We start from the raw sequence: 12,964 nt of genomic DNA on the forward strand, positions 1-12,964 counted from the left end.
GAGCGATCACAATCACTCAATCAATCAACCCGTTCCCATCATAAAACGGGTACGGCCCTTCATACTCCCCGAACACGGCGTTATGGCTGACCAGCCCTTGCTCCGGGTCCCAGCGGTGTAGCACGTAGCCGGCCGGCTCCAGGTTGAAATGGGCGGGGGCGGCCTGGTCGAGGTCCAGCACGATCTGGTGTGAAGTTCCTGGGCAAATACAGGCAACGCTGCCACCGAAACGACGTTGCATCGGTCGGTGCAGATGCCCGCACAACAGGCGTTCTACCTGAGGATGCTGAGCGATCACCCGCTCCAGCGCCGCAGCGTTGCCGAACGGTTCGCGGTCCATGTGGCCGATGCCGGTGATGAACGGCGGATGGTGCAGAACAATCACCGTGGGCACATCAGGGCGGCGCGACAATTGCGCGCTCAGCCAGTCCAGTTGGCAGTAATCCAGCCGCCCGCCATGTTCGCCGGGGATGGTCGTATCCATGCCGATCAGGCGCAACGGATACTGTTCCACCACCCAGTCCAGAGGCCCCCTGGCCGACAAGGGCAAATACACCTGATCGGCGAACGCAGCCAACAGGTTCTCGCGATCATCATGATTGCCGGGCACCAGGTAAAACGGCATCTGTAGACGCTCGAGCTCCGGCTTGAGCACGGCATATTCATCCTCGCGGCCGAAGTCCACCAGATCACCACTGATGACCACGATGTCGGGGCGCTGCTTGCTGGCATTGATGTGTACAACGGCGCGGCGTAACGCACCCAGCGTATCGACCACGCCGTAGGTCAGGCGCCCGTCGGCTTTGAGGTGCAGGTCGCTGATCTGGGCAATAAGAAACGGACGATTCAAAATAATCTCTCTACGGAAACGACTTCACGAATGCAGGGTGAACAGCTGTTGCGGCTCGACACTCAGGCCAATGGCGGCGTTGGCGGGGTAAATCACGTTGTCGGTACTGTCGACCAACAGCGGCTGCGGGCCGCCGACATCGACCAGCAAGCGACTTTGCGCGCCCTGGAAAAACTGCCCGACCAGACGCCCCTGAAGATGGCCATGCTCCGGCACCAAACGCAGGTGCTCGGGACGGCAATACACTGTGCCCGGCATGTCTGCGCCGTTCCACGGCAGCTCGCCGCCGCTGACCGTGAGGCCCGACGAGGTGCGCGCAACCACACTGAACGCATTCAGATTGCCGACAAACCCTGCGACAAAGGCATTGGCGGGCCGCTGATAGATTTCCCGTGGCGTCGCCAACTGCGACACGCAGCCTTTTTCCATCACCAGAATCCGGTCGCCCAAGGCCATCGCTTCGCCCTGATCATGAGTCACGAAAACCGAGGTGATGCCCAGCCCACGCAGAAGCTGATCCAGCTCGCTGCGCAAGCGTTCACGCAACTGCGCGTCCAGCGCGGCCAACGGCTCGTCGAGTAACAGCACCCGAGGGCGCGGCGCCAGTGCGCGGGCCAGCGCGACCCGTTGACGTTGCCCCCCGGACAGCTCGTTGACACGACGATTGCCATGACCGGTCAGGCCTACCAATTCCAGCAACTCGTCACAACGCTTGTTGCGCTCGGCAGCTGACAGGCCGCGAATCTTCAGGCCGTAGACGATGTTGCCGGCCACATCGAGATTGGGAAACAACGCATAGTTCTGAAACACCATGCCCACGTCACGCCGCTCGATGGGCAGGCGCGTGACGTCCTGATCGTCGAACAGCACCTGCCCGACGTCCGGCCGTTCAAGGCCGGCAATCAGGCGCAACGTGGTGGTCTTGCCGCAACCGGACGGCCCGAGAATCGCCAGCGTTTCGCCGGGCTCGATGGTCAGGTGCAAATCCTGTACAGCAACGGTGCCGTCGGCAAATGCCTTGCGGCAGCCTTTCAGGCGAATGGTGGTTCCGCTCATCGGCTCTCTCCACGGGCAAGGCGCGCGCTGATGGCCTGCAACGCAATCAGCAGCGGCACAATCAGCAACAGAAAAAGAAGGGTGTAGGCGCTGGCGACTTCCAGCCGGGCCGAGGCATAACTGTCGGCCAGGCCGACCGGCAGGGTCTTGGTCATCGGCGTGTGGAGCATCCAGGTCAGGTTGAATTCACCCAGCGACAGGGTCACGACCATCAGCACACCAGCCAGAATCCCGGCTCGGCAGTTGGGCACCACCACACTGAAAAACCGTTTGATCGGCCCCGCGCCCAGGCTGGCGGCAGCCTCCTCGAGCACCGGCAACTGCTGACGCTGCATGACCGCCATCACGGGGCGCACCAGAAACGGCAACGTGAACAGCACGTGGCCCACCAGAATGAACAGCCAACTGCTGCGAAAACTGCCGAACTGGCCGTAGGTCAACAACAACGCCAGGGCGCTTGCAAGGCCAGGCATGGCGACCGGCAGCACCATCAGTTCTTCAAATGCACGGCTGAAGCGATTGTTCATGCGCACCAGCGCATACGCTGCCGGAACGCCGACCAGGCACACGCAGATCGCGCAGGCCACCGCCAATTGCAGCGACAGCCAGACCGTCGGCGAATAGGCCTGCCAGACCTGTATCAGCCAGTCGAACGTCAAACCGCTCGACAGGCCCAGAAAATAATTGCGCGTCACGCCGGCCAGCAGCGACAGCACCACCGGCACCAGCATGAACGCGCAGACCAACAGCGTGAACGCCAGCTGCGCAGCAAACAACGGAGAGCGTTTCACAGGACGACTCCCGATTTTCCGACCATGCGCCGGGCCAGCAACAGCACCGCCCAGGTCACCAGGCCGAGGATCACCGACAGCGCCGCGGCCACGGTGAAGTTGGCGTAATTGGTGAACACGTTGTAGATCGCCACCGGCGTGACGTTCAGGCGCGTACCCAGCGTGAACGCCGTGCCGAATGCGCCCATCGACGTAGCGAAACAGATCGCCCCGCAGGACACCAATGCCGGTGCCAGGCCCGGCACGATCACATCGCACACCACCCGCCAGTGACCGGCACCCAATGAATGCGCGGCCTCTTCAAGGCTGCGGTCCAGGCTTTCGCAAGCGGCCATGACGGTGAGGATCACGCGCGGTATCGAAAAGTACAGGTAGCCTATGAACAGCCCGATGAGCGAGTAGGCAAACACCCAGCGTTCGCCAGCAAGCTCCAGCCCGAGTGCAGCGAAGATGCCTTGCCGACCGGCCAGCAGAATCACCAGAAAGCCGACCACCACGCCGGGAAACGCCAGCGGAAAGGTCAGCAGTGCCACCAGCGCAGAGCGTCCAAAAAAATGATTACGGGCCAGAAACACACCGCTGATGCCGCCGATCAGCAACGCCACAAGCGTCACCACCAGCGCCAGCAGGCAGGTCTGCGCCAGACTGCCCAGGTACTGAGCACTGCTCAATACCTGCCAGTAACCGCTGCCATTACCCTCGGTGCCTTGCGCGCCGAGCAGGATCATATGGGTCAACGGCAGCAGCCAGAAGGCCAGCAATACCGCCAACGCCGGAGCAAGCGCCACTGCAGCGGTCGGGCGCAGCCGCAGCCTGAACAACCCGTCCTTGCGCAGAGCCAGCGCGTGTTCCGGCGAGGCTGACATCACTTCACCTCTCGCAGATAACGTGCGGCAAAGGCTTCCTGTACAGCGGCCATGCGCTGGTAATCCACCACACCGGCACGTGCGTAGTCACTGTCGGGCAGGAACTGTGCGGCCACATCGGCAGGCATCTTCGAGCGCACCGGACGCAGATAAGCCTTGGCCCACAGCGCCTGCCCCGCGTCAGACAGGACGAAATCCAGCACCTTCTCGGCATTGGCGCGGTGCGGCGCTTTGGCCACCATGCTCATCACGTAGGGAACGCCAATGGTGCCTTCCTTCGGAATCACGAAGGCGACGTTGGCCTTGTCCTTGTAACGGGCGCGATAGGCGTTGAAGTCATAGTCGACCAGAATCGGCAGCTCGCCTGACAGTACGCGAGCATAGGCCGTTTGCTTGGGCACGATGGGCGAGTTCTTCGCCAGTTTCTGGAAGTAGTCGATGGCCGGGCCGAAGTTGTCCAGCGTGCCACCCATGGCCTGATTGATTGCCACGGCGGAAACGTAGCCGACGAACGCGCTGGAAGGATCAAGGTAACCGACCATGCCTTTGTACTCAGGCTTGAGCAAATCTGCCCAGCTCTGCGGCACGGGCAGACCGCCCAGTGCATCGACGTTGACCATGATGCCGAGGGTGCCCGAGTGAATGGCGAACCAGTGCCCCTGCGGGTCTTTCAGGCCTGCCGGAATGTCGTCCCAGTGTTTGGGCTTGTAGGTGTCGACCACGCCCGCCTTCTGCGCTTGCAGGCCGAAGGTCACGCCGTAATACACCACGTCGGCGACCGGTGCGGCCTGCTCGGCAACGATCTGCGCCAGCGCCTGCCCGGAGTTCTTGTTGTCCAGCGGCACTTGCACGCCGGTACTGTCGGCAATCGCCTTGAGCTGAGTGCCCCAGTCGGCCCATTCAGGCGGGCAGTTGTAGCAGATGGCGGTTTCGGCGGCCTGGGCGAGGCTGGCCGCACTGCATAACAGCAGCGCCGCGAGGGTTTTACTGAGACTGAACATGAAGCATCTCCTGGTAGGGCTGGGTGCTTTCACCGGGCCGGATATGGCACGGCAGACAATGAGAAGCCGCTGCGGCGCCGGCAATCCGGGCCAGCAATTGTTCGATGACGGTGTGCGCCAGTTCGGCGATGGGCTGAACCACGCTGCACAGCGTCGGGTGCATCTGGGTGCCCAGCGCAATGCCGTCAAAGCCGATGACCGACAGGCGTTCGGGCACGCCCCAGCCATTGCGGCGCAATTCGGCAATCAGGCTGATGGCCAGCAAATCGTTGGAGCAGACCAACGCGCTGGGTGCATTCGGGCCGCGCAGCAAGGGTTCGAGCGCGGCAAACTCGGCGTTGGTATGCACCGGCATTTCGATCACTGGCCGCGCCTCAAGCCCACGCTCGTTCATGGCATCGCGATAGCCTTCGTAACGCAGGCGGGGGCGGTCGGACTGCATGACCGGGCCTGCAACCATGGCAATACGCTGGTGGCCGGCGTCGATCAGGTATTGCGTCGCCAGCGCCATGCCTGCGCGGTTATCCACAGACACCGCGCTGTAATCCTCATTGTCGGTCTGGTGATAGGCCAGCACGAACGGCGTGTCTTCACTGACCAGACTCTCCAGCACACGGTTGTGCTCGGCGTCGGTCACCGTCAGCACCAGCCCGTCGACCCGCTGGCGCAGCAGCTCTTCAACCACGGCACTTTCACGTTCGGCGCTGTAGTCGGTGGTCGCCAGCAACAGGTTGTAGCCTCGCGCACGAGCCGCCCGCTCCATGGCCTGAAACTGCTCGGCAAACACCGGGTTGAGCAGGTTGGGCACGATGACGCCAATCAGATTGGTGGTTTGCAGACGTAGCTGCCTGCCCAACCTATTGGGGCGAAAACCCAGTTCACGGGCAGCGGCGAACACGCGCTCACGGGTCTCGACACGAACCACCTTGGGGCTAGCGAAGGCGCGCGCAGCGGTGGCTCGGGAAACGCCGGCCAGGCGTGCAACACCTTTCAAATCGGTCATGGCGGCTCGCTTTGAGATCGATCTCATTGGCGGCAACTCTAAGTGGCGAACATGGCTAAACCGCGACCGGGTGATGACCGTTTGGTGACAACTCGACCCTTGGGCACTTTAAACAGCAGGGGTTTGGCGAACCGGGACCGGTCTGCGTTACCATCAGCGGTCCGACGCGGCAACCTGCTGCGCGCAGGAGTAGTCATGGCTCACCCGTTTGCAACACTTACTCCCGATCTGGTTCTCGATGCCGTCGAAAGCATCGGTTTTCTCAGCGATGCCCGCATCCTGGCACTCAACAGCTACGAAAACCGCGTGTATCAGGTCGGTATCGAAGACGGTCAGCCGCTGATCGCCAAGTTTTATCGCCCGCAGCGCTGGACCAACGAGGCCATTCTCGAAGAGCACAGCTTCACGTTCGAACTGGTGGACGTCGAAGTGCCCGTGGTCGCGCCGATGGTGCACAACGGCGAAACCCTGTTCGAGCACGCCGGCTTTCGTTTCACACTATTCCCGCGCAGGGGCGGACGCGCGCCGGAGCCGGGCAATCTTGATCAGCTGTATCGCCTGGGTCAGTTGCTGGGGCGTATCCATGCGGTCGGCTCGACCAAACCGTTCGCACATCGCGAAGCGCTGGGCGTGAAGAACTTCGGCAATGACTCGGTCAATTACCTGCTGGAAAACAACTGCATTCCGCGCAGCCTGTTACCGGCCTACGAGTCGGTGGCCCGAGATCTGCTCAAGCGCGTAGAGGACGTTTACGCTGCCACACCGCACACCAACATCCGCATGCACGGCGACTGTCACCCCGGCAACATGATGTGCCGCGACGAAATGTTCCACATCGTCGACCTGGACGATTGCCGTCTTGGCCCAGCGGTCCAGGACATCTGGATGATGCTCGCCGGCGACCGCCAGGAACGCCTCGGCCAGCTCTCCGAATTGATGGACGGTTACAACGAGTTTCACGATTTCGACCCACGCGAACTGGCCCTCATCGAGCCGCTGCGTGCCTTGCGCCTGATGCATTACAGCGCCTGGCTGGCCCTGACCCGGCGTTCCCCCACAGCTTCCCGTGGTTCGGCACCGAGCGTTACTGGGGCGACCACATCCTGGCCCTGCGCGAGCAGATGTCAGCGCTGAATGAAGAGCCACTGAAATTGTTTTGATCAGTGGAGTGTTCGCAGCGATAGCTCCGACTATCGTGCGACGCTCCAGCATGAGTACGATCACAACCATCAACCGCATCACCCCATAATAAAACCGGAAATTTCTGTATTAAAGGGACGCTCCATGCAAGCTGCCAATCCACGCCGTGGATACATTCTGGGCCTGAGTGCTTACACCATCTGGGGCCTGTTCCCCCTGTATTTCAAAGCCATTGCCGCCGTTCCAGCCATCGAGATCATCATCCATCGTGCGCTGTGGTCGGCGCTCTTCGGCTCGATCGTGCTGATGTTCTGGAAACACCCCGGCTGGTGGCGCGACCTGCGCAACAACCCGCAACGGCTGGCCGTGCTGGCACTGAGCGGCACCCTGATTGCCGCCAACTGGATCGTCTATGTGTGGGCCGTGAACAACGGCCGCATGCTTGAGGCCAGCCTTGGGTACTACATCAACCCGCTGGTCAACGTGTTGCTGGGCATGTTGCTGCTGGGCGAACGGCTCAGGCGCCTGCAATGGGTCGCCGTCGCTCTGGCTGCAACGGGCGTCGCGCAGCAGGTCTGGCACGTTGGCAGCCTGCCGTGGATATCACTGGCGCTCGCACTGACGTTCGCTTTCTACGGCCTGATCCGCAAAAAAGCCCCGGTCGCCGCCCTGCCCGGCCTGGTCGTGGAAACCTGGATGCTGGTGCCGCTGGCCCTGATCTGGCTGACGCTCAACCCGACGGCCGTCACCGCACAGGCAGAATTCTGGACCACCACCCAGGCCATCTGGCTCGCGGCGACAGGCCCGGTGACGCTGATACCGCTGGTGTGCTTCAACGCAGCAGCGCGCCATCTGCCGTTCACGACACTGGGTTTCCTGCAATACATTGCGCCTACCCTGGTCCTGCTGCTGGCCGTGCTGCTGTACGGCGAGCACCTGACCACCAGCACCATCATCACCTTCGCCTTCATCTGGGCGGGGCTGGCTGTCTACAGTGTGGATATCTGGCTGAAATCCCGCGGCCGCCGCTGATCAAAAAACACACAAACCTATGCAGGCCACGCCCCCCGTGGCCTGCAAGAGGTTCTCCAAGGGTTATCCACAGGCAGACTGACCTTATCTGTGCACAAGCCCTTGAAACTGTTGGTTTTTTGATCAGTCTTCGTCAAGGCACAGCAGGCGGGGCGCGCAGGGCTATTCCCCCAGGTTATCCACAGGCAGGTGTACGGTTAACTTGGATAACCTGGGTATACTCAAAGAGCGTTTAGGGAGTGCACATTTTTTGGTACACTTCAAGTCTATAAAGGCCTGATGGGATTTGATCGCCAAGATCCTTTAACGAGATGAACAACGGCCAGACAGCGCAAAGCAGCACTCAAAAGGAACAAGTAATGAACCAGCACATTGGCTCTGACTTCGATGACTTTCTTGCCGAGCAAGGCTTTGCGGAGGAGGTGTCTGCCGCGGCACTCAAACGGGTTATTTCCTGGCAGATCGCTGAGGTCATGAAACAGCAGAAGGTTACCAAAAAGGCTCTCGCCGAGCGTATGCACACAAGCCGAACCGCAGTAGACCGCGCTCTGGATCAGAATGATCCGGGGATGACCCTTGCAACGCTGGCCAGCGCTGCAAGGGCACTGGGTCAACGGGTAGAGGTCAGGCTGGTCCCGGAGCAAGAAGCCAAACGCGCCTGAGCACAATCAGTTTCAGGAATCACGCCTCACCACCCAACACCAACTCCACCATCAGATCATCAGCCAGTGTTTCAAGCCCGGCCTGCAGATCATCCAGCGATAAACCCACCGGCACGCCCAGCACGGCATCGGCGTGGAACAGCAGTTCGCTGCTCATGGGGGCCGGGGTGACGTCGGTGATCAGGTGTTCGACGTTGACGCCCTGTCCGGCCAGCAATCGGGTGATGTCGCGCACGATACCGGGGCGGTCGTTGCCGACCAGTTTCATACTGATCAGTTGGGTCGTATCGCTTGTCTCCACTGCGCTGTCGGCCAGCAGCATACGAATGCCGTGGGCTGAAAGTGCGTTCAGCGCCTTGATCAGGTCGTCGTATTGCTGCGGCTCGACGCCGACCTTGAGGATCCCGGCAAACTGCCCGGCCATGCGTGACATACGGCTTTCCAGCCAATTGCCACCGTGCTCCGCGATGCATTGGGCGATGCGTTCGACCTGGCCCGGTTTGTCCGGGGCAACCAGCGTTACGACGAGATGATCCACGGTCAATTCCTCTTTCAATGCAGATGATTTGAAAACTGCGACGCTCGCACGAGTATAGGCCTGCTTGAAGCACACCTGATGTGTGGCAAATCGTGTACCGTTTGGCAGGCTTTATGGAACAATCCTGAGCGAATCTGGAAGCACCGTGACCTTCGGCGTGACCGGACGTTGAAATCCAGTCGTTTAATGACAAATCCAGCGACGTTTTCACGCGACTGCGGCTGATGTAGTATCCCGTAGCGAGCACTACATAAAACCAAGATCAATGACAGAGCGCTCCCTGAGTGTGCTCGACCCTGCTGAGCAGAGTGAGGCAAGTGCAATGACTGAGTACGTTCAAGTCGGTGACCTGCAAGTCGCCAGAGTCCTGTTCGACTTCGTGCAGAACGAAGCAACCCCCGGAACCGGCGTCGATGCGGGCGCATTCTGGGCCGGTGCGGACCAACTGATCCACGACCTCGCGCCAAAGAACAAGGCACTGCTCACCCAGCGTGATGAATTGCAGGCGCAGATCGATGCCTGGCACCAGTCGCGTGCTGGCCAGGCGCACGACGCCTCGGCTTACAAAGCCTTCCTTCAGGAGATCGGCTATCTGCTGCCAGAAGCGGCGGACTTTCAGATCACCACGCAAAACGTCGACGAAGAAATTGCCATCATGGCTGGCCCGCAGTTGGTCGTGCCGGTGATGAACGCACGTTTCGCGCTCAACGCATCAAATGCACGCTGGGGCTCGTTGTACGATGCGCTGTACGGCACCGATGCAATCAGCGAAGAAGGCGGCGCGGAAAAAGGCAAGGGCTACAACAAGGTGCGTGGCGACAAAGTCATCGCCTTCGCCCGCGCCTTTCTCGATCAGGCTGCGCCGCTGGCGGCGGGCTCGCACGTTGACTCGACTGCTTACAAATTGATCGACGGCAAGCTGGTCGTCAGCCTCAAGGGCGGCAGCAACACCGGCCTGCGCGACGATGCACAACTGGTCGGCTTTCAAGGCGATGCCTCGGCACCGCTCGCCGTGCTGTTCAAGCACAACGGCCTGCATTTCGAATTGCAGATCGACGCTGCAAGCCCGGTCGGCCAGACCGATCCGGCGGGCGTGAAAGACATCCTCATGGAAGCCGCGCTGACCACCATCATGGACTGCGAAGACTCCATCGCGGCCGTTGATGCCGACGACAAAGTGGTCGTCTACCGTAACTGGCTGGGCCTGATGAAAGGTGATCTGGCTGAATCGGTGTCCAAGGGCGGCGATACCTTCACCCGCACCATGAACCCGGACCGGGTCTACACCACGCCACAAGGCGGCGAAGTCACGCTGCACGGTCGTTCGTTGCTGTTCATCCGCAACGTCGGCCACCTGATGACCATCGACGCGATTCTCGACAAGCATGGCAACGAAGTGCCGGAAGGCATTCTCGATGGCCTGCTGACCAGCCTCGCGGCGATCCACAACCTCAACGGCAATAACACGCGCAGCAACAGCCGCAGCGGCTCGATGTACATCGTCAAACCGAAGATGCACGGGCCGCAGGAAGCTGCGTTCACCAACGAGCTGTTCGGGCGTATCGAGCAGGTGCTGGGCTTGCCGCGCAACACGCTGAAAGTCGGCATCATGGACGAGGAGCGCCGTACCACGGTCAACCTCAAGGCCTGCATTCAGGCAGCAAGCGAGCGCGTTGTGTTCATCAACACCGGCTTTTTGGACCGCACCGGTGACGAAATCCACACGTCGATGGAGGCAGGCCCGGTGGTGCGCAAGGCGCAGATGAAAGCCGAAAAATGGATCTCGGCCTACGAGAACTCCAACGTCGATATCGGCCTGAAATGCGGCCTGCAAGGTCGTGCGCAGATCGGCAAGGGTATGTGGGCCATGCCCGACCTGATGGCCGCCATGCTGGAGCAGAAAATCGCCCACCCGCTGGCAGGTGCAAATACCGCCTGGGTGCCATCACCCACCGCGGCTGCGCTGCATGCTCTGCACTATCACAAGGTGGATGTGTTCGCCCGTCAGGCCGAACTGGCCCAGCGCGAACAGGCCTCGGTGGATGACATCCTGACCTTACCGCTCGCGCCGAACACCGACTGGACGCCGGAAGAGATCCAGAACGAACTGGACAATAACGCCCAGGGCATTCTTGGCTATGTGGTGCGCTGGATCGATCAGGGCGTGGGTTGCTCGAAAGTCCCGGACATCAACGACATCGGCCTGATGGAAGACCGCGCCACGCTGCGCATTTCCAGCCAGCACATGGCCAACTGGCTGCGGCATGGCATCGTCACCGAAACCCAGGTGCTCGAAAGCCTCAAACGCATGGCCCCTGTCGTAGACCGCCAGAACGCCAACGACCCGCATTACCGCCCACTTGCACCCGACTTCGACAGCAACATCGCCTTCCAGGCGGCCGTCGAACTGGTCATCGAAGGCACACGACAGCCCAACGGTTACACCGAGCCGGTGCTGCATCGCCGCCGTCGCGAATTCAAGGCCAAGAACGGAGTGTAAGGTTTTTATTCACCGGACCGGAGAGGCGGCTTGCTGCCTCTTCGGGAGGGTGATGAGTAAACATCGCGTTTTTTCGTTTGAACGACCCAGATACTTTCTAACTCGATACATCATCGAAGCAAAACAAACTTCATCCCGTTTGTGGGAAAAAGTCATTCCCCGCGTAAGACGCCTGATCAATATAGGTAAGTCGAGTCTTTAATTATAAAAACGTAACCACAAGGTATTTCCGCGCACGACACACAGTGCTATCTCTCTACCTGTTGCATTAACAAAAGTCATGCCTCTTAAACAACGACGTTCAAATTGATGATCGTTAATAGTGGCCATGACTTCAGTTCTGCTCAAGGAGAGTTGCATGAACCGATTGGCAATTGTTGTAGGTGATATGACGGATCATGGAGGACACGTCATGACAGGCTCTGAAAGCCATATCATTGATGGGTTCCCCACGGCGCATGTCGGGTGCGATGTTATTTGTCCTCTGCATGGCCCTACCAAGATAATCAGCGGGCAGAACGACTACCTCGTCGAAGGCCACCCACTGGCGCTTGAAGGCGACCTGACAACCTGCGGTGCACGACTGGTCTCTTGCCAACAGAACTTTTTCCTGGTCGAAAGAGAATCTTCCTCCGAACACATACCCGTTACCCCGCCAATGAAACGGGCATATACCCCCGTCGTACTTGCTCAGCCCTACACTTCGTCGACTTCCAGACAAAACCGAATCGTGTGTGACGAGCGTTTTCAAATGCTCACCCATCAACGCAATCGCCTTGGGCATCTGGATTATGTGCTGCTGGAACATAACCAATGCACGGCTCGCGGCACCCTCGATGAGCACGGCCACAGCCGCAAACACGGCAGCTCAAGCCCTTCGACCTTACAGTTTGCCGCCTCCGCCCCTTGGCCTGTAATGGAGTAAATGAACATGTCCCTGAATGATTTCCAGCGCACCAATGCCGTCGGTCCCGATACCTACTTCGCCCTGCCACAGGGTGTATCACGCACCTATGCACCCTTGGACACGCCACCCAAGCAAGTCATCATCGAAAACCTCGCCCTGTCCCGCATTCCGGGCGCCATGCGTAACATGGGCTGGGATACCGCTGCGGCGTTGATGTAACGATGGTTTGATAGCCCGGGGTGGGAGATGCCGGCGGATTGGAAGAAAAAAGAAACCAAACCTGACCCTGCCTCATTATTGCCAGAGCAATGCGACGAAGACATAGTGAAGATGGAATGGGCAATGACATTTGAGCGATGCCGAAAGGCCGTCGCCTCGGCTGAGTCCAGACTAACCAGCGTCCCTGCCATAGGCCTCCTGAAAGAAAGATTAAAGCACGCTGGCTGGGATGGAAGGGGGTCATTCCGCTTGGGACACGAAAATCTAGGGGCAAGACAAATAGATAAATCATCTCAAATAAACGGCGGCGGCAAAAACTGAGCGCAACACCTGACCAATCCGGTACGGTGAACCTATGTCATATCATGAACTCAGCATTGAAGAACGCATCACGATCCA

11 protein-coding genes and 2 pseudogenes are annotated in these 12,964 nt (G+C 59.9%); 6 read left to right on the forward strand and 7 right to left on the reverse strand.

What is annotated here, in order from left to right:
- Window positions 1-16 precede the first annotated feature (16 nt).
- The 6 genes from DW49_RS0108370 to DW49_RS0108395 are packed head-to-tail and all read right to left on the reverse strand — an operon-like array spanning window position 17 to window position 5,567.
- Entirely contained in the window at window positions 17-850 is an 834-nt protein-coding gene (locus DW49_RS0108370; RefSeq protein WP_005614018.1) for a phosphodiesterase, read from the reverse strand.
- A 24-nt stretch (window positions 851-874) separates the two neighbouring features.
- Window positions 875-1,906: an ABC transporter ATP-binding protein gene (locus DW49_RS0108375; protein ID WP_005614017.1), complete on the reverse strand. Its 1,032-nt coding sequence runs from the start codon at window positions 1,904-1,906 to the stop codon at window positions 875-877.
- Window positions 1,903-2,697 (reverse strand): ABC transporter permease, encoded by a 795-nt coding sequence (locus tag DW49_RS0108380; RefSeq protein ID WP_005614016.1) that lies wholly within the window; start codon window positions 2,695-2,697, stop codon window positions 1,903-1,905. The genes DW49_RS0108375 and DW49_RS0108380 overlap by 4 nt, the downstream gene beginning before the upstream one ends.
- Window positions 2,694-3,563, reverse strand: a complete 870-nt coding sequence (locus tag DW49_RS0108385) for an ABC transporter permease (protein ID WP_005614015.1) — start codon at window positions 3,561-3,563, stop codon at window positions 2,694-2,696. Before DW49_RS0108385 ends, DW49_RS0108380 begins: the two co-directional genes overlap by 4 nt.
- Window positions 3,563-4,564, reverse strand: a complete 1,002-nt coding sequence (locus DW49_RS0108390; RefSeq protein ID WP_005614014.1) for an ABC transporter substrate-binding protein — start codon at window positions 4,562-4,564, stop codon at window positions 3,563-3,565. Before DW49_RS0108390 ends, DW49_RS0108385 begins: the two co-directional genes overlap by 1 nt.
- Entirely contained in the window at window positions 4,548-5,567 is a 1,020-nt protein-coding gene (locus DW49_RS0108395) for a LacI family DNA-binding transcriptional regulator (protein WP_005614013.1), read from the reverse strand. Before DW49_RS0108395 ends, DW49_RS0108390 begins: the two co-directional genes overlap by 17 nt.
- Before the next feature lie 195 nt (window positions 5,568-5,762).
- On the opposite strand from DW49_RS0108395, the pseudogene DW49_RS01000000128210 reads away from it, so the two are divergent.
- From DW49_RS01000000128210 to DW49_RS0108410, 3 genes and pseudogenes are all read left to right on the forward strand, one after another.
- Window positions 5,763-6,727: pseudogene (locus tag DW49_RS01000000128210) on the forward strand (serine/threonine protein kinase).
- A 124-nt stretch (window positions 6,728-6,851) separates the two neighbouring features.
- The gene (rarD, locus tag DW49_RS0108405) at window positions 6,852-7,739 is read left to right on the forward strand and encodes an EamA family transporter RarD (protein WP_005614011.1); all 888 of its coding nucleotides are present in this window, start codon (window positions 6,852-6,854) and stop codon (window positions 7,737-7,739) included.
- A 359-nt stretch (window positions 7,740-8,098) separates the two neighbouring features.
- Window positions 8,099-8,401: a helix-turn-helix domain-containing protein gene (locus DW49_RS0108410; protein WP_003379963.1), complete on the forward strand. Its 303-nt coding sequence runs from the start codon at window positions 8,099-8,101 to the stop codon at window positions 8,399-8,401.
- A 19-nt stretch (window positions 8,402-8,420) separates the two neighbouring features.
- Here DW49_RS0108410 and DW49_RS0108415 read toward each other — a convergent pair whose 3' ends face one another.
- The gene (locus tag DW49_RS0108415; protein WP_003379961.1) at window positions 8,421-8,939 is read right to left on the reverse strand and encodes a glycine cleavage system transcriptional repressor; all 519 of its coding nucleotides are present in this window, start codon (window positions 8,937-8,939) and stop codon (window positions 8,421-8,423) included.
- A 322-nt stretch (window positions 8,940-9,261) separates the two neighbouring features.
- Between DW49_RS0108415 and DW49_RS0108420 the strand changes: the two genes are divergently transcribed.
- The 3 genes and pseudogenes from DW49_RS0108420 to DW49_RS1000000132815 all read left to right on the forward strand — a co-directional run.
- The gene (locus DW49_RS0108420; protein WP_005614010.1) at window positions 9,262-11,439 is read left to right on the forward strand and encodes a malate synthase G; all 2,178 of its coding nucleotides are present in this window, start codon (window positions 9,262-9,264) and stop codon (window positions 11,437-11,439) included.
- Window positions 11,440-11,797: 358 nt separating this feature from the next.
- Window positions 11,798-12,364, forward strand: coding sequence for a PAAR domain-containing protein (locus tag DW49_RS1000000129850; RefSeq protein WP_081591343.1), 567 nt, complete (start codon window positions 11,798-11,800; stop codon window positions 12,362-12,364).
- A gap of 6 nt (window positions 12,365-12,370) precedes the next feature.
- Window positions 12,371-12,868, forward strand: a pseudogene (locus DW49_RS1000000132815) (DUF6402 family protein); the annotation flags it as partial.
- Window positions 12,869-12,964: the final 96 nt, after the last annotated feature.

Origin of the sequence: Pseudomonas avellanae BPIC 631 (assembly GCF_000444135.1) — a bacterium.
Taxonomy (GTDB): domain Bacteria; phylum Pseudomonadota; class Gammaproteobacteria; order Pseudomonadales; family Pseudomonadaceae; genus Aquipseudomonas; species Aquipseudomonas avellanae.